The following is a 19,361-nucleotide window of genomic DNA, read 5'->3' as shown; positions in this document are numbered from 1 at the left end:
GCGCACTTCGCGCGGCTTGCCTACCGGGAAGAAAAGAAGCGCCGCTTACTCAATGACAGCAGCGGTCTTCGCAAGAAGCAATCGATTTGAAAGAAGTCCGGTTTTATTTCGGCTTATTTACTTTGGCTGACTTTACTTTGGCTGCTTTTACTTTCGATTGACTAACAGCGGCACGCTCACGTCAGCGCACTGCGCACGGTGCCGCAGCGCATGATCCATCAATACCAGCGCTAGCATCGCCTCGGCTATCGGCGTTGCCCGAATCCCGACACACGGATCATGCCGACCGAAAGTTTCCACGATTGTTGGTGCGCCTTGCTTGTCGATTGAACGGCGGGGCGTGCGAATACTAGAGGTCGCCTTAATCGCGATTGTCACGGTAATATCCTGACCGGTTGAAATTCCGCCCAATATGCCTCCTGCGTTGTTGCTCAAAAATCCGTCGGGGGTGATTTCATCGCCGTGGACTGATCCCTTTTGCACCACCGCTTCAAAGCCGGCACCTATTTCAACCGCCTTGACTGCATTGATACCCATCATCGCGTAAGCGATATCGGCATCCAGTCGGTCATATAACGGCTCGCCCAAACCAACCGGGACGTTGGACGCCACTACGTTGATGCGGGCACCGCACGAGTCGCCGTCTTTGCGCAGCGCATCCATGTACTCTTCCAGCGCGGCGATCTGGCTGGTATTCGGTGCGAAGAATGGATTCTGCGGGACATGTTCGAGCGATTCAAAAGCAATTGGAATCTCGCCCAACTGGCTCATATAGCCATTGATCACCGTGCCGTATTGTTGCAGCAACCATTTTTTGGCAATCGCTGCCGCCGCCACCGAGGGCGCGGTTAAGCGTGCAGAAGAACGGCCGCCACCACGTGGATCGCGTATGCCGTATTTTTGCCAATAGGTGTAGTCTGCGTGGCCGGGACGGAAGGTCTCGACAATATTACCGTAATCTTTACTGCGTTGATCCTGATTACGAATCAGCAACATGATCGGCGTGCCAGTGGTTTTACCTTCGTAGACGCCGGATAAAATTTCTACCGTGTCTGGTTCCTGACGCTGGGTAACGTGACGTGAAGTCCCGGGTTTGCGGCGGTCGAGGTCAATTTGTATATCCGCTTCTGACAATTCCAGGCCGGGAGGACAACCATCGACCACGCATCCGATGGCGGGTCCGTGGGATTCACCAAAATTGGTAACGGTAAATAGCGAGCCGAAAGTATTGCCGGGCATGGTAATCCTGAATAGTTATACTTTAAAGGATAATTTTACCAGTGCCGATGACACTACAGTTAGTTGCACACCGGTTACGGGGATTTTTTGGCTGTTTTAGTGGACGTTTGTGCCAAAGTTGGCGTCGATGGGCGTATCAGCACGCGCTTTTCATCTTGCAAACCGACTAATAGCGCCTGTCCGTCTGGCGCAACACGGAACTGGCCATAACGGGCGGCGGCAAAAGCTGCGCCTTGGCTGCCCTGAAAAGAATAAGCATCGGCAACCACTTTTACATGGCCTTTTCGCACCCGGTATTCAATTAAGATCTGATTTTTTGCCAACGGCTTGCCATCATCGATCCGGACAAATGTGGCCGGTAAATTCGCTGCTTCATCAGAAGGCAAGGCGATAACCGCCTTGCCAGTCGCTGGAATGGACGCGGATGAAGCCTGTATATCCCGGGATAATTGCCAATCCAGCGCTATGTAATTGCTTTGCATTAACGACCGCGGGTCCACTGGCTCCATTGCCAACGATATGCTGCGGCCGTACTTTAGCGTCTCTTCTTTATGCCAGATTGCTTGATTGATCGCTGCCAGTATTAGCATCAGGCCGATCAATATCAAGCCGCCCCGGTTGTTTTTGACGATTGCCTGATCAAACATTTTCTGCCTCCGTAGTCACCTCTGGTATTGCTCCGGTTCCTACCTCAGTTGATAAGCGGGAAAGGATGTAATAAGCCACCAAAAACGCCACGCCCGTCAGCATCAGGCCGATAGACTTGAATACCAAAGTCATAGGCAAAGAATAATAGAACCATGACAAATAACCGAACGAGGCCACAATGCCAGCGATCATCAACGTCCGTCGGCCGCGCGCAAAGCCAAGCAATATCAACATCACCCCCAGCTCCAACCCCATAATCCAGCCACCAAGAATCGCCAATGCCAGCCCACTGGCAAACGCAACCATCCGCTGTACTCGCGGCAATGGATGCGCTAATTGCGCCACCACCGTTAAAAATATTACCCCAACGATGACCGGCTCAAGCAAGCTTAGCCATTGGTCCAGGCCGCCACCCAAGAAGCGATACCGGTTATCGACTCCTCCAGACGCCAGGAAAGGTGTCGAGGTCGCCAAAATCACCAGACCTGCCAGTGCCAGCGACAAGCCGCTAACAATCGGCAAATAGACATGACGTAAGCGGACTTGCCAATACGACTCATCCAGCCAAAGAAGCGCTACCAACGCAGCACAAACTGGCAAAACCGGGCTAAACCCACACCCTATCAGGCAACCGCATTGCAAGAACAATACGGACGAGAAGGTGGTCAGCAAGCGAAGCAAAAACCCTGGTATCAGCACAACTAACATTATTTGAACCAAGGCCACACAAAACCAGGGCCATGCGATGTTGTCACCAAAAGTGTGCACTAACCAAAATCCCGCGATCGTCTGTCCCGCCATACCCAGCCCGAATGCGACCTGCCTCCATAGATCGTTACTGCCAAAGCGGGTAATAAAGCCCGCTATGCCGATCAATATCCCTCCCATTAGCGGCACCGCGAATTTCAAATCCAGCCAATCAATAAACAAAAATTCTGAAAATATCATGAAGAAAAATGCAGTAAAACAACCGCATAGACCCAACATCAGGTGCATATACCATGGCGCTGACGCCTGCGCCGGCAGAGCCAGCGGCACCTGATCAGTTAATACCCAACTTTCGGCATGTAACTGCTGCCAAAGAAGAGTGGGCTCCCATTGTAAATGTTCACTCCCGGCGACTTGATCCGTCCTTGCGGACGGCGAGGAAACGTTGTTCAAATCCGCTCCTCTACCCGCCATTGACGTTGCAGGCGGGCAAACCACAGCGAGGCGGTGACCAGAGCAATCATTAGAAATAAACTCAGAGATAGCAAAGAAAGAGTGCCGTCTTTATCAAAAAGAAAAAGAGTAAAATTTATTATTTGCATGGCGCCAATGGCAATCAATGCAAAACAACAGCCAGTCAACAATAACAAATCGCGCCGACGAAAATACAAAACATAAAATGCGGCGGTCACGACCAATATCACCAGCGAATTGCTAAACATGACGCCACAGGCCAATGTGAGAAGCGTCGAAAACCGCATAAAGTAACGGTATCGCCAGGCATAGCTCGCAACAGTAGAATCTGGACGCTGCCGATGAAAAACAATTTCGGCAGTTCCCCATATCAGCAGGTTAAGCCAGAATAATATATCGTACAAAAAATCCTTAGGTCCGAGAAACCAGAATATTTTGATTTGGTCTAGCGCTGGATAGAGCATCAATGTGACATTTAATAACGTCAGCCACAGACACCACGCTATATTTAAACGCGAGATTAAGACCCATGGAAAAATTAAAATACTCCAGGTCAGGAAGAGCTGGTAAGGATCGGCTCCAGTTTGATAAGTCTGTCCAAAGTAAGCCAACAGCGCGCCGCAAGACAACATCGCCGCGAATAACGCGGCCTGGCCTTTGCGGGTATCGAGCGTGTAGCGATGCGCCGACAACGCCGCAGCGATCAAGAGCCCTTCAAGCAAAGTGAACTTGGCAAATCGTGGCAACACTGACCAATTAAAAGCGAACAAAAAAATGATGCCGGCCACCAGCAACAAAGCCCCGCCAAACAAAAAAAATTTCTGAAGAAAATAATTCCAGTCTGCTGCTTTCGGTAACTCGCCTGACAACTGCAAAGCGCGCTCTGCGGCCATTGGCGATAACTGTTTATCCAACAACCAGCCCGTAATAACAGTCCGCACAGGACTACTAAAGCGCGACGTATTTGATAGCTTTGCCTGCTGTTGCTGCCGAGTGTCGGTTGGCGTTGTCGACATCGTCACTTCCACTCACCGCGCAGAGTCTGGACTTGCTGTTGCAGGTATTCTGGCGTCGCATCGATAGGTCCAACGGCTTTTCCTACCACCAGCTCCAGCAGGGACAAAGGGCCGCGTTTAAAAGAGCGACCAAATGACTTACCCTCGCCGCGCGTCCAGATACTGCCCCACAAGCCACGCAAGGCCATCGGGATGACGGGAACAGGCGTGCGCTCAACAATTCTGCCAATACCATTGCGGAACAAATTCATCTCACCGTTGCGGGTTAATTTCCCTTCGGGGAAAATACACACCAGATCGCCATCTTCCAGCGCTGCAGCGATATCGGCAAAGGCTTTCTCCATCAATACCGCATCTTCTTTAAATGGCGCGATGGGTATCGCTTTGCTGTTTCTAAACAGCCACGCTAACACCGGTATTTTAAAAATCTGGTGATCCATCACAAACCGGATTGGTCGTGGACTGGCCGCCATGATGACAATGGCATCCACGTAACTGACATGATTACAGACCAGCACAGCGGCGCCCTCTTCCGGAATTCTGTTGATATCAACCGTACGTATACGATGAATCGTGTGGATCAGAATCCAGGCCATAAAGCGCACCAGATATTCGGGCACGACAGAGAAAATATAAATGGCGACGATGGCGTTTAGGATAGCAGTCACCATAAATATTTGCGGGATAGTCAAACCCGCTTTTAACAAAATCATTGCCAGCAACGCGGCGACCACCATGAACAGCGCATTCAGGATGTTCATCCCGGCTATCGTGCGCGATAGGTGGGCGGCATCGCATCTGGTCTGAATCACCGCGAATAACGGGACAATGTATAACCCGCCGAATAGCCCGATCATCAGGCAATCGAACAAAATTCGCGTACTGCCATGCAGCGCAAAAAATCCGATAAAATCCACGGTCGCTGTATTGGTATATCCCAGACTTGCAAGAAATAAATCAAAGCCAAATACGCTTAAGCCTATCGATCCGAATGGGACCAACCCGATTTCTACTTTATTACCAGAAAGGCGCTCGCACAGCAGCGATCCACTGCCGACGCCAAGTGAAAATATAGTGAGTAACAAAACAAAAACGCTATGGTCGCCGTGCAGATAATTTTTTGCGTATAGCGGAAATTGCGCCAGCATAATCGCGCCATAAAACCAAAACCATGAGTTGCCCATCATCGCCAGGAACACCGGGCGATTTTGGCGCGAAAAGCGCAGGTTGCGCGCGGTCTCGGTAATCGGATTCCAGTTAATTTTTAACGCTGGTTCCGGCGCTGGCGTGAGCGGAATCCGAAGGCTGGAAAGCAAACCGATGATGGCGATAAAGAGCGTACCGCCGGCGACTAACTCCAGCCCCCAGGATTTATGCACCACTAATACGGCACCTAAAATTTCCCCTAACAAAATGCCGACAAAGGTGCCCATCTCAATGACGCCATTGCCTCCGACCAATTCATCTTTTTGTAACTGTTGCGGCAAATAGGCGTATTTAACAGGCCCGAATATCGTTGAATGTAATCCCATCCCCACGATGGCGCTAATCAACAGCCAGAGGCTATGCGTCATCCAACCGATCGCCGCCAACGACATGACGGCGATTTCAAATACTTTTACATAGCGCACGATGCGGGATTTTTCAAACTTGTCCGCAAGTTGTCCTGACGTTGCCGAGAACAATACAAATGGCAAGATGAATAATCCCGGAATAAGATTGGTCAGAAAACCGGGATCCATGCTGGTCCAGCTTAATGCGTCATAAGTCAAAATTGTGAGCAACGCGGTTTTAAACACGTTGTCATTAAACGCGCCAAAAAATTGCGTCCAGAAAAATGGCGCAAAGCGACGTTGACGCAACAGAGAGAATTGATTGGGACGACTGGTTGGTGGCATGGTGATCGTTAAATATATTACAGCGTAGGTACCTAAACGATAAGCGCTATAGCGGCAAGTACTAAAGCGGAGTATGGAACGGAGGAATTAATTGTACGTTGACTGGTCCGCCGGAGGAATAAGTCGCTTCCCTAACTTTATGAATTATTTTCCGTATATAGATGTTTTGAATTTTGGTACCTGATATGTCTGCCTGCCTAAAACCGACCGTTGACCCCCACCGGGCAAAACTAAGACAAAATATAAGACGCTTCCACCTCAGTACAAAATATAAATACAAAAAAACCGTCAGTAGCGCGTATTTGCTGATGACGGTTTTTTGGGATACTCTGCGTTGTCACGCAGACTCACGGGCTTTACAACGCGGCACCCCATAATGATTGATGATGCTAACTAATGGAGAGAATCAATCGTCAGGGGATGATTCATTAGAGGGCCAATCCCGGATATAGGCTTTCAGCATTTTGTTTTCAAAGCCTTGCGCATCCAGAACCGCCTTGGCAACGTCGTAAAATGACATCACGCCTAGCAGGGTTTTGGCGTCCATAACCGGAACGTAGCGTGCGTGGCGTTCCAGCATGATACGTCGCACCTCGTTAACTTCGGTGTCTGGCGTAATCGTAATTGGATGGTCATCCATGTGCTTTCGAACGGTATTGTTACCGACCTGACCGCCGTTTGCATGAATTACTTTTAATACTTCACGGAACGTTAGCATGCCCACAAGTGTGCCGAACTCCATCACGACCAGTGAGCCGATATCCTTTTCGGCCATCGTATTGGTGGCCTCAATTAGTAGTGTCTCCGGTGTCACCGTGTAGAGGATGTTGCCTTTGACTTTGAGTATCTCAGAAACTTTCATTGGGTCATCCTGCCTTTGCTTGTTATGCTTGTATCGAGGAATCTAACAGATTTGGTTTTCAGCAAAAAAACTTGAACAAGCGCTATTTTTATCGATTTTTTGATCAATAGTCGGCTATTAATTCAAAATATCGAAAAATCTGGCTTTGCTCGTTAGCTTCAATGCTTCGTTACGTATCGTTCAGATGCCTTGAATGTAGCTTAAGCCCGGCGAAAAATCTAGCACTGACTGTAATGACGCGTGTAATGACGCGTGTGACGACGCTTGTAATGAGGCGTGTAACGGCGGGAATTCCAGTTAGAAAAACCTTCGACGTCTATATTAATCAAACAGATAAATAGGAGAAACTGCCCTTATGAGTAACCCAAGATCACCTGGTTTTGATACTTTATCGCTCCATGCAGGTGCCGCCCCCGATCCTGCCACTGGCGCCAGAGCGACCCCAATTTACCTCAGTTCGGCCTTCGTCTTCAAGGACTCCGACCACGCCGCCTCGTTGTTTAACATGGAGCGCGCCGGTCACGTGTACTCGCGCATATCGAATCCCACCAACGCCGTGCTGGAGGAACGCATCGCCGCGCTCGAAGGCGGGGTTGCAGGCATCGCGGTCGCCAGCGGCCAGGCCGCTCTGCATCTGGGACTGGCAACAATTGCAGGTGCCGGGTCGCATATCGTCGCCTCGCGCGCATTGTATGGCGGCTCGCATAATCTGCTTTCCTACACCCTGAAGCGTTTCGGCATCGACACCACGTTCGTCGACCCGCGCGATCTGGACGCCTGGCGTGCGGCGATTCAGCCCAACACCAAGGTCCTCTTTGGCGAGACGCTCGGCAACCCAGGGCTGGATGTATTGGATATTCAGCGGGTAGCAGCACTGGCGCATGAGCATTTCTTGCCCCTTTTAGTCGACTCAACCTTTACTACACCTTATCTGCTACGCCCTTTCGATCACGGCGCCGATCTGGTGTTTCACTCGGCTACCAAATTCCTCTGCGGTCACGGCACTGCTATTGGCGGCCTGCTGGTCGACGGCGGCACTTTTGACTGGCAGGAAGCGTACAACAAAACTGGCCATTTCGCGGAACTGTGCGCGCCTTATGATGGCTTTCATGACATGGTGTTTGCCGAAGAGTCCACAGTAGGCGCGTTTGCTCTCAGAGCCAGACGCGAAGGTTTGCGTGATTTTGGTGCAGCGATGAGTCCGCATAACGCCTTTGCCATCTTGCAAGGCGTAGAAACGCTGGCGCTCAGAATGGAGAGGCACGTTGCCAACACCCGTAAGGTGGTTGAATTTTTACTTGAGCAGGATGTAGTCGAATCAGTGGCCTACCCTGAGCTCACGACCCATCCCGATTACGCACTCGCCAAACGGCTGCTACCCAAAGGGGTCGGTGCCGTATTTACCTTCAATTTAAAAGGGGATCGCGCAGCAGGACAACGGTTCGTTGAGTCACTGAGGATATTCTCCCATCTGGCCAATGTAGGCGACGCCAAATCATTGGTTATCCATCCTGCCTCCACCACGCATTTCCGTGTGCCCGCCGACCAGCTTGCGGCATCGGGCATCGGCGAAGGCACCCTTCGGTTATCGGTTGGACTGGAAAATGTCGACGATCTGATTGAAGATCTGACGTACGGGCTAAAAGTGGCGCAGCGCGCACCGGGTCGGTCTAAAAAGGGAGCTTAAATGATCATAAATATTCAAGGCAACGATACCTATTGCTACACGGGTGGCAAACCTTTCGATCCAAATTTACCTACCGCGGTGTTTATCCACGGCGGACTAAACGATCATTCAGTGTGGGCCTTGCAATCGCGCTATTTTGCCCATCACGGATTTGGTGTGCTGGCGCTAGATTTGCCCGGACATGGGCGCAGCCTTGGTGCCCCCCTGACAACCATTGAGGAAATGTCCGATTGGATGCTGGAACTGCTCAGCGCTACCGGCGTTACCAAGGTCGTGTTAATCGGCCATAGTATGGGATCACTGATCGCTTTGGAAAGCGCATCCCGAAGCTATTACCCGGTCTCGGTGCGCGGCATCGCACTGCTCGCCACTGCTTATCCGATGAAAGTTTCGGATGAACTTCTGCACACCGTCAGCAATGATCAGGCGACGGCCATCGCCATGGTAAATAAATGGTCGCATGGCGGATTTGTCCACAAACCGTCCAGTCCGGGTCCCGGCTTCGATGTTTTGGGCTGCAGTAAGCGGCTGATGGAGCGCTTAGCGCAACAAGACCGGCAAAACCCCGCCAAGTTGAAAAGAGCAAGTTCAGTTTTCCATAGCGACTTTACGGCATGCAACATTTATAAAAATGGTGCTTCCGCGGCGCTGGCCATTCGCTGCCCGACCTTGTTCTTGCTGGGCAAACGGGATGTCATGACACCGCCGCGCGCATCACCTGCTTTGGCTAGCGTTATCGCCCATGCCAAAGTGACCCTCGTCGATAGCGGGCATGCAATGATGGCCGAGCAACCCGACACGGTATTGACGCATTTATTCGAATTTGCCAAAGATATTACTTGAGAGTGCAGGCTTGCCTAAGTGAAAAATGTGACATTAAAGATATGCACAACGGCATTACATATTGGTATTAAAGTTACGCAACGTCGTTCCAGTAACTGTTTCGCCGACCATGCGAATCGCGACATTGCGTAAATTATAAACCGCGTAAGTGAAAGCCCCGCTGGGCCGCCTGCTAATCCCGAGTTATTAAAATAAAAGCAATTCACTATGGGGCGATTGGGAAATGTACGCGCAAATGCTGACCGGAAAAATAACTTTTAAATAATACTGTCGTTATTATCATTTATTAAGACCATATCTGTGGTGCCAAAACAACCACGCGGTATAGAGGTCGTTATCACCAGAATAGATGCTTGTTGGTTAACGTATCGGAATGTATTATTACCCCTATGCAATATGCGTCATTTGCATGATCTATCTCGTTTACAAGGTTTGCATCGAGTTCAATAATCACGTTTTAATATGCATCGGTCAACGCTTTTAAATAGTATGCTGAATGCAATTCAAACAACTTTTTGGAGAAGCACAATGAAAATAACGCTCACGATGATCGCTTTAACCGCAGGACTCACCTTTTCCAGCATTGGATTTGCGCAAACTGCGGCACCTACCGGTGCGCCAGTGGGCACTTCGGGAATTTGTAAAGACGGGTCTTATTCTGCTTCGGCGTCCAAAAAAGGCGCATGCGCGAACCATGGCGGAGTCAAAGATTGGTACGCTACGGCTGCCGGTGCCAGCCCGGCGGCAATGAATGCGGCGCCTGCAGCACCGGCGCCTGCCGTAGCAGCTGCAGCTGCCTCCCCCAACAAAACTCCTAATCTTCCGGCACCTACAGCCGCGGTCGGTGGCGGCGCTGGCAAAGTCTGGGTTAACACTAGCTCCAAGGTTTACCATTGCAGCGGCACTAAATGGTACGGCACCACCAAAGCCGGATCGTATATGACAGAAGCCGCCGCCAAGGCCGCCGGGAATCGCGCAGATCATGGCAAGGCTTGCTCCTAGCACTTATTAGGGTCTGACTGCACAGACGTGAGCTGAACTATACAGAGTGAACTGAAGTAGACAAACGCCCTGCATGCTGGGGCGTTTTTTTGCCGGGCGTTAGCGAGATTATTGGCTACAAATCCGCATTGATACGCATAAATAGGTTTAAGCACGTTTGAACGCTTGCCGCTTGATTTTTGCGCCGACTCAACTACCGTCTCCCTGCTTCGGCTCCGCTGGCTTTCCAAAGTAATGCGCCAGCGACTGGTTCAGCCCCGACTCGATCGTTTGCTCCACGCGCTGGGCCAGCGGTGGCGCTTCAATAGCGTTCGATGCCGTGTTGAACACAAAGAGTCGATATACCTCCGCCAGCATTAAGCTATCCGGATTGGTCAGCAAGGACCATTGATCCATATTAGATAGCGCATGGCGATTCCAGCGTAAGCGTCTGGGCAGCGTCTTGCTAATCCGCCCGACCCAGCCCTGCTCCAGCATCTGCTGCAGCAATTGTTCCGATTCATCAAAACCTAATCGGGTCGCGCGCCGAATCTGCGTGGCACTAACCGCAGAGGACCGGTTGGCTGTTCTTGCGTCCAACAACACTTGTAAAATAGACATCGCATCCACGAAGGCACTCCCGGGCGTGGGAATATGCCACCAGCGCTCATGCTTGATTACCGGCAACGCGGCCACTATCAGCGCGCCAATTAACGTAATCATCCACAACATGTAAATCCATAGCAAAAATATCGGCAGCGCGGCCAAAGCCCCATAAATCACCGTATAAGTAGGGAATTTAATCACATATACGGTAAAAATCCGCTTTGCCACCTCAAAGGCGATACCCGCAAAGAGGCCGCCCCACACTGCATCACGCCAGTTCACGAACCGATTCGGAACGACGATATACAGCCAGGTGAATGCCACCGTAGTTAAAGAGATTGACGCCACCGTATAAAACCATTTGCCTAACCAGCCAATAACCAGTCCAGTGGTAGCCTCGGTCAGATAGGACGTGACCGTAATCGAAATACCGATCAATAACGGCCCTAAAGTCACCAATGCCCAGTAAACGAGTGCACGCTGTACAAAGGGTCGTTGGGTTTTAACCCGCCAGATGCTATTGAAAACCTGATCGACAGTGGACATTGTCATGCCGGTCGTAACGATCAGCGCGACGCCGCCGACCGCTGACAAGCTGGCAGACTTGCTAGCGAATTGATTTAAGTTATTTAAAATCGTATTGGCGATCCCTCGCGGCATCAGATTATGCACAAAATACACCTCGAGCGATGCGCGAAAAGTGCTGAATAACGGAAAAGCGGTAAAAATCGCCAGAGCGATGGTCAACATCGGCACCAACGCCAGAATCGTCATAAAAGTCAAACTACTGGCAACTTGTGGCAAGCGCTCTTCACTCAGGCGGCGGCCGGCAAACCGAAATAAATCCCGGAGTTCGGACCACGACAAACCACGAAGATGCGAAAATTTAAATGGAAACATATTTCTGTTGTGACCTTTACAGGCTGACCATGACATCACTGCACTTTAGATGCGTACAGTCGCAATCACGCAACGTAAAGTGTTGATAAAGCGTCCTATAATACCAACCTATGAGCTCAACTCCCCAATCCCCCAATAGCAACCGCAAAATCATCGTTTTGGTTTTGTACTACTCGCGCCATGGTTCTACCAGAAAATTGGCAGAATTTATCGCGCAGGGCATTGACGCCACACCCGGATGCGAGGCGCGCCTGCGCACCGTGCCAGCGGTCTCCAGTGTCACCGAAGCGACCGAATCTTCCGTTCCGGATGAGGGTTCACCGTATGTCGAATTATTGGATCTGGAGCAATGCGCGGCACTGGCGCTAGGTTCCCCAACCCGGTTCGGCAACATGGCGTCTGCCATGAAATATTTCTGGGATGGCACTAGCTCCCAATGGCTCGGCGGGGCACTCGCAGGCAAGCCGGGCTGTGTGTTCACTTCTACCGGCAGTCTGCATGGCGGTCAGGAGTCGACCTTGATGTCGATGATGACGCCGTTATTTCATCACGGCATGCTGGTAATGGGCTTACCTTACACCTTGCCGGAACTGATGACGACCACCAGCGGCGGAACACCGTATGGCGCTAGTCACTGGTCTGGCATGAACGGGCAACATCCTATTTCAACCGAAAGCAGAATTTTGGCAATCGCGCAAGGCAAACGGCTGGCTGAGACAGCGCGCAAACTGCAAGGTGCATGAAATGAAAAAAAACGTCGGAAATCACATGATCTCCAATAGCATCTCCAAGGCCTACGACGCGCAAGTATCGACGCGCTTGCGGCCATGCCGCTGGTGCTACTTTGGCAGCGCCGTAAGTTTAATTTTGCTTATCGCCCTGTGTGTCGCCTGGGAATTATTTTTAGCGCCGTTGCGCCCGGGCGGGTCATGGATGGTTCTCAAAGTTCTCCCGCTATTACTCCCTTTGCGCGGCGTTCTGAAGCGAGACGTGTATACGATGCAGTGGTCATCCATGCTGATACTGATCTATTTTGCAGAAGGCATTGTGCGGGCGATTAGTGACAAGAGTTATTTATCTGCAATGCTTGGGTGGGGTGAAGTGGCCCTGACGTTCACATTTTTTGTTTGCGCAATCATGTATTTGCAACCGTACAAAAAAGCGGCTAAAGCAGCGACCAAACAAGCCATTGAAAAAGCCTCTCGCATTAAATAATGAAAATATTCGAATGACTATTTCAGCTAAGTTGATGCGTAGCACGACAGATTTTTCTGACTTCATCAGCGCATGCATAGCGGCTATCGGAAATGATTATGTACTCACTGCCGAACCGGAGAAGGCATCATTTCTGACCGATCAGCGGCGCCGCTTTACCGGTCAGGCCATCGCCGTCGTCAAACCCGGCAGCACCGCAGAGGTCGCCGCGATAGTACGCTTATGCAATCAGTTCAACGTGCCGATCGTACCTCAGGGTGGCAACACTGGCTTGGTTTTAGGTAGCGTACCGGACCGCAGCGGCAACGCGATAGTACTGTCTTTAGGTCGCCTGAACCGGGTTCGTGCGGTTGATCCGGTCAATCATACGATGACGGTTGAGGCAGGATGTATTTTACAAAATCTGCAAGAGGCAGCGCTCGCGGTTGAACGCTTATTACCCCTATCTTTAGCTGCCGAAGGCAGTTGCACCATCGGCGGAAACCTCGCCACCAACGCCGGCGGCACCGCAGTTTTACGTTACGGCAATACGCGCGAATTGTGTCTTGGGCTGGAAGTTGTAACGGCGCAAGGCGAGATCATGGAAGGATTACGCGGATTGCGTAAGGACAATACCGGTTATGATCTACGCGACTTATTTATCGGAGCCGAAGGCACGCTGGGTATCATTACCGCTGCAGTGATGAAAATATTTCCTGTTCCCAAGGCGCAATTAACCGCGCTGGTTGCGTTGCAAACGCCTGCTCAGGCGCTGCGCTTACTGACACTGGCGCAAGGCCATTGCGGGGCCGCGTTAACAGGTTTTGAATTGATGTCAGACCTATGCCTGCAACTAGTCGCCAGACATATGCCGCAACTGACGTTCCCCTTCTCTGCCCGACATCCTCATTACGTTTTACTTGAACTTTCTGATAGCGAATCAGAGGCCCATGCCAGCACAATGCTGGAATCCCTTTTGGCTAGTGCTCTCGAAAATAAAATTTGTCAGGACGCTGTGCTTGCGATCTCGGCCGCACAATCAAAAACGCTATGGCGCTGGCGCGAAAGTATCTCCTCGGCTCAAGCCAGGGAAGGCAAGAATATCAAGCACGATGTCTCGCTGCCAATTTCTCGCATTGCCGAATTTATTACCGTCACCGACGCATTACTTCAAGCAAGCTTCCCCGAATGCCGCAACGTCACGTTTGGCCATCTGGGCGACGGCAATTTACATTACAACGTGTCGCCAGCAATTGGATATTCTGAGGAATTATTTCTTTCACACCAGTCCAGTATCAATTTGGTCGTGCATGACAGCGTTCATCAATTTGGTGGATCAATTTCGGCCGAGCATGGCATCGGCGCATTGAAACGGGAAGAATTGTTGCGTTACAAATCAGCGGTCGAAATAGGACTGATGAAAACGATCAAGCAGGCGCTGGACCCGCACAACTTAATGAATCCCGGCAAGGTTATCTGAAATACCTGTAACCGTATCCTGCGCGTATTCTGCGCGTATTCTGCGGCTTTTCTGCCGCGTCGATCCAGTTGCCCTTTACACTGTGTTACACAGCGCTTGTCTACCAAAATACTCACTGTACGTTATGCGTAATGACCCCGCCTCGTAACCTCCAATAGAGCGACGAGTCCAATGCGTTTCTTTTTTCAGCAGACCAAGCGCTAACGGATAACGAAAAAGCACTACACGTGTTGAGCCGCCTTGCTTACGGACCGCGTCCAGGAGACATCGTTGCAGACCCATCAGGCGCGTTTGTGGCAGGTGACAAAAAGTCCGCGCCAGTTACAAGAGGTGATGACAGAATTCTGGTTCAATCACTTCAATGTTTTTGAGGGCAAAGAATGGGTCCGTTACTGGAACGGCGAGTACCAAAAAGATGTACTACGTCCCCAGGCGCTGGGCAACTTTCGGCAATTGTTAGGATCGGTAGCCCATCATCCTGCAATGTTGTATTACCTGGATAACTGGCTCAGTAGTGGCGTCGGCACACCGGAAGCTAAAGGGCGCGTTAAAGGCTTGAATGAAAATTACGGGCGGCGCCACGCCGGTGGTGAACGTCAAGCCCGTCGATAACACGTTGAACCAACTAGGGCAACCGCTGTATGGCTGGCTGACTCCCGAAGGTTATAAATTTTCTGAAGAGGCATGGCTGAACCCGGATGCTCTATTACGTCGCATAAATTTTGCCAGTAGTTTAAGCAATGGAAAATCGACTTGCGGACAAGTAATGCTGACAAGTGCGTGGCAATCGTCATTATATTGCGGTCTAAAACAGATTTTGTAACACCCAGGTTAATTTTTGAAGCTCCTTCGACCTCTGAAGGCGCGGTTGGGAACGGACCAATTATTTACTATATTCAGCTTAATAGCTCGCTGTTATCCACGCGTCCGTACAACACCATACACGCAATTCCTACAAAAAAATCAGGGTTTTTCTGATAACAATTCATGGGCTTCGGTCTAAGCTACCGCCATTGACCAATGTTAGGTGGCGTGCGGGGATTTCGTAAAAAATCCACCACAGCCCATGCATTGGTATCCGTGTTATTCGTGCGCTTCCCCTTTCGCTGCAACAACTTGATTGCCGACATTTACTTACGAGGTACATTCATGGTCACACGCAAAAAAAGCCCGTCTTCAGTTGAAGGTGCCGGATCAGTTATGAGCACGGTTTCCGGCCCTTCTAATGCGGCACCGCCAACCAGCGTGGGAAGCAAGGAAATTGGGCCCACCAAACTGCTCGAAAAGGTCGTCAGCGGTCAGGGCCTCGCCGCTCAAATGGCCGCTAACCCGAACAAGGCAGAAGAATACGGCGTAGGTGATGTTGCTCCGATTCCTCCACTCGGCGCAACCAGCAGCCCGGTGAGTGCGTTGGCGACTGCCAGCACCGCTACCGAAATTAACGCCTCACCGAAAGTAGGTAAGGGTCAGCCTGTCATCGGTGCTAATCCTACCAACGGTCCTCTTGATCGGGTTCGGGTTGATGCTGGGAATCAGGTGCTCACCACCAACCAGGGTGTTCCGGTGGCCGACAATCAACACTCCCTTAAGATTGGGTTACGCGGCCCGACAGCATTAGAGGACTTTATTCTGCGTGAGAAGATCACGCATTTTGACCATGAGCGAATTCCAGAGCGCGTGGTCCATGCGCGTGGTTCTGCTGCTCACGGCTATTTCGAGTCCTATCAGGATCTTTCCGACCTGACACGGGCGGCACCGTTTGCGCAGGCAGGAAAACGTACCCCGGTATTCGTGCGCTTTTCTACCGTGGCGGGGGAACGCGGATCAGCCGATACCGTGCGCGATGTCCGCGGTTTTGCCGTGAAATTTTATACCGACGAAGGCAACTGGGATCTGGTGGGCAATAACATACCGGTATTTTTTATCCAGGATGCGATGAAGTTCCCAGATCTGGTCCATGCTGTCAAGCCCGAAGCGCACAACGCCATACCCCAGGCATCCTCGGCGCACGATACCTTTTGGGATTTTGTCTCGCTGATGCCTGAATCCACGCACATGTTGATGTGGATCATGTCGGACCGGGCGATTCCACGCAGCTATCGCATGATGCAAGGGTTTGGCGTGCATACGTTCAGACTGGTGAATGCCGAAGGTAACTCCGTGTTCTGCAAGTTTCACTGGCAGCCAATTGCAGGAACCCATTCGCTGGTCTGGGACGAAGCCGTAAAGATTGCAGGGGCTGACGCTGACTTTCATCGACGCGATCTTTGGGAGGCGATAGAAGCCGGTGCCTATCCGGAATGGGAACTGGGGCTGCAAATATTTACCGAGGCGCAGGCTGAGCAATTTGGCTTTGATGTGCTTGATTCCACTAAGCTCATACCGGAAGAAATGGTAAAGGTGGTGCCGGTCGGCAAGTTGATATTGAATCGCAATCCTGATAATTTTTTTGCAGAAACTGAACAGGTTGCCTTTTGTACCGCGCATATTGTCCCAGGTATTGATTTCAGTAACGACCCTTTGCTTCAAGGTCGCATCCATTCGTATATTGATACCCAACTCACCCGCCTTGGTGGTCCAAACTTTCACGAAATCCCCATTAACGCGCCGCTGGCACCAGTCTTCAATAATCAGCGCGAAGGAATGCATCGCCAGGCGATCCATCGCGGCCGCGCAGATTATGAGCCAAACTCGTTAGGCGGCGGCTGCCCATTTCAGGCTGGCATGAAGGGTTTCACGTCCTTCCCTGAACCGATCGCTGCCGATAAAGTGCGAGGCAAAGCAGAACTTTTCGCCGATCATTATTCTCAGGCGCGGTTATTTTGGCAAAGTCAGACACCTTCCGAGCAAGCCCATATTGTCTCGGCTTTCCGATTTGAGTTGACCCGCGTGCAGACACCTGCGGTACGGAAACGGGTGGTCTCAATGCTGGTGAACGTCAATCCGATCCTGGCAGAAGAAGTCGCCCTGGGGATTGGCATCGATGTCCCGCCTGCGATGCCACTCGCTTCAGAACTGCCCATACCGGAATATGAGCACTCCCCAGAATTATCGTTGATGTTTCGCCCGGGAGAGATCGGTATCCGCACGCGGCGTGTCGCTATCCTGATCGGGACCGGCGTGGATGCTGAAACAACCAAAGCAATCTACGCTGCCCTGCTGAATGAGGGTGCTGTACCGCGTTTGGTCGGCACCCAGCTCGGCAAGGTTGCCACCAGCGATGGCAGCGCACTTGATGTAGAAATTTCTAGCGAGGCCTCACCTTCCGCGCTTTACGACGCCGTAGTGGTACAGGCAAATGCATTGGACGATAGGAATCGGGTTAAAAATGCCCGGACATTAGAATTCCTGCGCGATCAATATCAACACTGTAAGCCGATGCTGGTCATTGGAGACGGTCCCACGGTGTTAGCAAAAATTGGCGTACATCAAGCCGACACTACCGATCCAAGCTTTGTCCATACTGGGAATCAAACCTTGGCGCTCGCCCTGGATACATTCATAGCGGCATTGGCCGGACATCGCTCACCGGCCCGTGAAACGGAGGCAATACCGCCAACGGTATAAAAACTGGCGAACTCCCCGTAAAAGCCGTCTACGCGGGGAGCTCACCACGCTATTGCGCATTTAGTTCCGCAGGGATCCCTAGTGTGCGAGGGGTAGAACCACCTGTTCCGGGTACAGGATCTCCGATAGGTGTAGGCGAAGTGGGCGTTGGCAGGGTTGGCGGCACCTCAACAGGTGGGGGTTCTTGATGCATGGTCATAATCGCTCCTTAGGTGGTGTGCTTGGGAAAATCGACCTCTAGCGCAGAAATATGCAGTTGGTGGGTTAACGATATTTCCTTGAACCCGTGGCCCCATATTGTTTGCGTCTTTTAGTTTGCGTCTTTGATAGTGGATGGCGATGCAGCGCTATCGGTACGAGCCCAACATAGTTTTTGCAACCATTCAAAGGTATCGGCCATTGGCTGATTTCCATGTAGGGAAAAAGGAATTAATACTTACCACTAACTGCGGGATGTCTATGAATTGGCTGCCGCCCCTAAGTATTTTTGTAAATTCACGTAGTGCAATAGTCACGGTCCCGCCTTATTCAATCATTTAGCAGGGCCTTTTTTTAATTCTAAAGGAGTTAACATGGAAACCAAAACCGCTACCAAGTCCCGTTTCAAAGATGCGACTACGCTCTTGGTTCACGACCATAACAGCGTCAAGGCAAAATTTAAAGAATTTGAATCCATGGGCTCACGCGCCCGCGTGGGGAAGAAAAAACTTGCAGACGAAATTTGTACTGAACTCACCATTCACGCAATGCTAGAGGAAGAAATTTTCTATCCTGCCGTCCAGCAAGAAGCCGAAGACGGTCCGGCGTTAATTGAGGAGGCTACTGCAGAACATGCCGGTGCCAAAGCACTGATTGCCCAAATTAAAGCGATGAGCGCTGATGACGAAAGTCTGACCGAGACAGTCCAAAAGTTATCAGAAGAAATTGCGCATCATGTCAAGGAAGAGGAGGGTGAAATGTTTCCTAAAGCCCGTGCTTCCGGCCTCGATCTCGTTGCATTGCGCGATCAAATGTTAGAGCGCAAAACCGAATTGAGTGCAGAAGAACTATGATGATGCATATTTAGTCTCCATCACGATCTTAACCACGATATTAAACCAGCGTCAGGTGGTGATAAATGGTGCCGAAAAACCGGAATAGTTTTGCGTCTATGAGGGTTTTAAGCACTATGTTTTAAGCACTATTTATCATCCCCTCCCGTCCGTGGAGTGAGTTCGAGAACAGCTTTAAGAACCATGGTACGGAATAAGAGAATTAC

18 protein-coding genes are annotated in these 19,361 nt (G+C 51.0%); 10 read left to right on the top strand and 8 right to left on the bottom strand.

The genetic code is table 11. From position 1 onward, the window contains the following. Positions 1-147 precede the first annotated feature (147 nt). The 6 genes from aroC to HAV38_RS10145 all read right to left on the bottom strand — a co-directional run bounded on the left by aroC (position 148) and on the right by HAV38_RS10145 (position 6,845). A complete protein-coding gene (gene aroC, locus HAV38_RS10170) occupies positions 148-1,239 on the bottom strand; it encodes a chorismate synthase (protein WP_168055010.1) in 1,092 nt (363 codons plus the stop codon). Positions 1,240-1,313: 74 nt separating this feature from the next. Continuing rightward, a complete protein-coding gene (locus tag HAV38_RS10165; protein WP_168055008.1) occupies positions 1,314-1,886 on the bottom strand; it encodes a GDYXXLXY domain-containing protein in 573 nt (190 codons plus the stop codon). Next, positions 1,879-3,048, bottom strand: a complete 1,170-nt coding sequence (locus HAV38_RS10160; protein WP_168055006.1) for a DUF4401 domain-containing protein — start codon at positions 3,046-3,048, stop codon at positions 1,879-1,881. The genes HAV38_RS10165 and HAV38_RS10160 overlap by 8 nt, the downstream gene beginning before the upstream one ends. After that, positions 3,045-4,085 carry a DUF2157 domain-containing protein gene (locus HAV38_RS10155; RefSeq protein WP_168055004.1) on the bottom strand — a complete coding sequence of 347 codons (1,041 nt, stop codon included), beginning with the start codon at positions 4,083-4,085 and terminating at the stop codon, positions 3,045-3,047. Before HAV38_RS10155 ends, HAV38_RS10160 begins: the two co-directional genes overlap by 4 nt. Before the next feature lie 2 nt (positions 4,086-4,087). Next, complete coding sequence (locus HAV38_RS10150; protein WP_168055002.1) at positions 4,088-5,983, bottom strand: MFS transporter; 1,896 nt, start codon at positions 5,981-5,983, stop codon at positions 4,088-4,090. A 406-nt stretch (positions 5,984-6,389) separates the two neighbouring features. After that, positions 6,390-6,845, bottom strand: a complete 456-nt coding sequence (locus HAV38_RS10145) for a CBS domain-containing protein (RefSeq protein WP_168055000.1) — start codon at positions 6,843-6,845, stop codon at positions 6,390-6,392. A gap of 355 nt (positions 6,846-7,200) precedes the next feature. On the opposite strand from HAV38_RS10145, the gene HAV38_RS10140 reads away from it, so the two are divergent. The 3 genes from HAV38_RS10140 to HAV38_RS10130 all read left to right on the top strand — a co-directional run bounded on the left by HAV38_RS10140 (position 7,201) and on the right by HAV38_RS10130 (position 10,377). After that, positions 7,201-8,532 carry an O-acetylhomoserine aminocarboxypropyltransferase gene (locus tag HAV38_RS10140; RefSeq protein ID WP_168054998.1) on the top strand — a complete coding sequence of 444 codons (1,332 nt, stop codon included), beginning with the start codon at positions 7,201-7,203 and terminating at the stop codon, positions 8,530-8,532. Next, positions 8,533-9,375 carry an alpha/beta fold hydrolase gene (locus HAV38_RS10135; protein WP_168054997.1) on the top strand — a complete coding sequence of 281 codons (843 nt, stop codon included), beginning with the start codon at positions 8,533-8,535 and terminating at the stop codon, positions 9,373-9,375. 528 nt (positions 9,376-9,903) lie between these two features. Next, a complete protein-coding gene (locus HAV38_RS10130) occupies positions 9,904-10,377 on the top strand; it encodes a DUF3761 domain-containing protein (protein WP_168054995.1) in 474 nt (157 codons plus the stop codon). 189 nt (positions 10,378-10,566) lie between these two features. Here the strand turns inward: HAV38_RS10130 and HAV38_RS10125 are convergent, their stop codons facing one another. Further along, positions 10,567-11,862, bottom strand: coding sequence for a YihY family inner membrane protein (locus HAV38_RS10125; protein WP_168054993.1), 1,296 nt, complete (start codon positions 11,860-11,862; stop codon positions 10,567-10,569). A 110-nt stretch (positions 11,863-11,972) separates the two neighbouring features. Between HAV38_RS10125 and wrbA the strand changes: the two genes are divergently transcribed. The 6 genes from wrbA (at position 11,973) to HAV38_RS10100 (ending at position 18,103) form a co-directional block, all read left to right on the top strand. Beyond that, positions 11,973-12,605, top strand: a complete 633-nt coding sequence (gene wrbA / locus HAV38_RS10120; RefSeq protein WP_168054991.1) for an NAD(P)H:quinone oxidoreductase — start codon at positions 11,973-11,975, stop codon at positions 12,603-12,605. A 1-nt stretch (position 12,606) separates the two neighbouring features. After that, the gene (locus HAV38_RS10115; RefSeq protein ID WP_245182308.1) at positions 12,607-13,077 is read left to right on the top strand and encodes a DUF2069 domain-containing protein; all 471 of its coding nucleotides are present in this window, start codon (positions 12,607-12,609) and stop codon (positions 13,075-13,077) included. 13 nt (positions 13,078-13,090) lie between these two features. Next, positions 13,091-14,536, top strand: a complete 1,446-nt coding sequence (locus HAV38_RS10110) for an FAD-binding oxidoreductase (RefSeq protein WP_375791660.1) — start codon at positions 13,091-13,093, stop codon at positions 14,534-14,536. A gap of 240 nt (positions 14,537-14,776) precedes the next feature. Continuing rightward, entirely contained in the window at positions 14,777-15,148 is a 372-nt protein-coding gene (locus tag HAV38_RS21895) for a DUF1800 family protein (RefSeq protein ID WP_245182306.1), read from the top strand. Further along, a complete protein-coding gene (locus tag HAV38_RS21890) occupies positions 15,096-15,359 on the top strand; it encodes a DUF1800 family protein (RefSeq protein ID WP_245182304.1) in 264 nt (87 codons plus the stop codon). The genes HAV38_RS21895 and HAV38_RS21890 overlap by 53 nt, the downstream gene beginning before the upstream one ends. A 326-nt stretch (positions 15,360-15,685) precedes the next feature. Further along, positions 15,686-18,103, top strand: a complete 2,418-nt coding sequence (locus HAV38_RS10100; RefSeq protein WP_168054989.1) for a catalase — start codon at positions 15,686-15,688, stop codon at positions 18,101-18,103. A gap of 49 nt (positions 18,104-18,152) precedes the next feature. Here HAV38_RS10100 and HAV38_RS10095 read toward each other — a convergent pair whose 3' ends face one another. Further along, a complete protein-coding gene (locus HAV38_RS10095; protein WP_168054987.1) occupies positions 18,153-18,302 on the bottom strand; it encodes a hypothetical protein in 150 nt (49 codons plus the stop codon). Positions 18,303-18,675: 373 nt separating this feature from the next. On the opposite strand from HAV38_RS10095, the gene HAV38_RS10090 reads away from it, so the two are divergent. Next, on the top strand, positions 18,676-19,155 hold the full coding sequence (locus tag HAV38_RS10090; RefSeq protein WP_168054985.1) for a hemerythrin domain-containing protein: 480 nt from the start codon (positions 18,676-18,678) through the stop codon (positions 19,153-19,155). Positions 19,156-19,361: the final 206 nt, after the last annotated feature.

The sequence above is a fragment of the Glaciimonas immobilis genome (assembly GCF_011947285.1).
GTDB classification, from domain to species: domain Bacteria; phylum Pseudomonadota; class Gammaproteobacteria; order Burkholderiales; family Burkholderiaceae_D; genus Glaciimonas; species Glaciimonas immobilis.
The sequence above is the reverse complement of the archived record's forward strand: the minus strand, read 5'-3'. Positions and strand labels throughout refer to the sequence as shown.

What these genes read in the sequence shown, in the direction of transcription:
- HAV38_RS10095 (WP_168054987.1), bottom strand. Translation starts at nt 18,302, where the DNA reads ATGACCATGCATCAAGAACCCCCACCTGTTGAGGTGCCGCCAACCCTG.
- HAV38_RS10140 (WP_168054998.1), top strand. Translation starts at nt 7,201, where the DNA reads ATGAGTAACCCAAGATCACCTGGTTTTGATACTTTATCGCTCCATGCA.
- HAV38_RS10125 (WP_168054993.1), bottom strand. Translation starts at nt 11,862, where the DNA reads ATGTTTCCATTTAAATTTTCGCATCTTCGTGGTTTGTCGTGGTCCGAA.
- HAV38_RS10110 (WP_375791660.1), top strand. Translation starts at nt 13,091, where the DNA reads ATGACTATTTCAGCTAAGTTGATGCGTAGCACGACAGATTTTTCTGAC.
- HAV38_RS10145 (WP_168055000.1), bottom strand. Translation starts at nt 6,845, where the DNA reads ATGAAAGTTTCTGAGATACTCAAAGTCAAAGGCAACATCCTCTACACG.
- HAV38_RS10130 (WP_168054995.1), top strand. Translation starts at nt 9,904, where the DNA reads ATGAAAATAACGCTCACGATGATCGCTTTAACCGCAGGACTCACCTTT.
- HAV38_RS10090 (WP_168054985.1), top strand. Translation starts at nt 18,676, where the DNA reads ATGGAAACCAAAACCGCTACCAAGTCCCGTTTCAAAGATGCGACTACG.
- HAV38_RS10155 (WP_168055004.1), bottom strand. Translation starts at nt 4,085, where the DNA reads ATGTCGACAACGCCAACCGACACTCGGCAGCAACAGCAGGCAAAGCTA.
- HAV38_RS10135 (WP_168054997.1), top strand. Translation starts at nt 8,533, where the DNA reads ATGATCATAAATATTCAAGGCAACGATACCTATTGCTACACGGGTGGC.
- HAV38_RS10150 (WP_168055002.1), bottom strand. Translation starts at nt 5,983, where the DNA reads ATGCCACCAACCAGTCGTCCCAATCAATTCTCTCTGTTGCGTCAACGT.
- HAV38_RS10100 (WP_168054989.1), top strand. Translation starts at nt 15,686, where the DNA reads ATGGTCACACGCAAAAAAAGCCCGTCTTCAGTTGAAGGTGCCGGATCA.
- aroC (WP_168055010.1), bottom strand. Translation starts at nt 1,239, where the DNA reads ATGCCCGGCAATACTTTCGGCTCGCTATTTACCGTTACCAATTTTGGT.
- wrbA (WP_168054991.1), top strand. Translation starts at nt 11,973, where the DNA reads ATGAGCTCAACTCCCCAATCCCCCAATAGCAACCGCAAAATCATCGTT.
- HAV38_RS21890 (WP_245182304.1), top strand. Translation starts at nt 15,096, where the DNA reads ATGAAAATTACGGGCGGCGCCACGCCGGTGGTGAACGTCAAGCCCGTC.
- HAV38_RS10165 (WP_168055008.1), bottom strand. Translation starts at nt 1,886, where the DNA reads ATGTTTGATCAGGCAATCGTCAAAAACAACCGGGGCGGCTTGATATTG.
- HAV38_RS10115 (WP_245182308.1), top strand. Translation starts at nt 12,607, where the DNA reads ATGAAAAAAAACGTCGGAAATCACATGATCTCCAATAGCATCTCCAAG.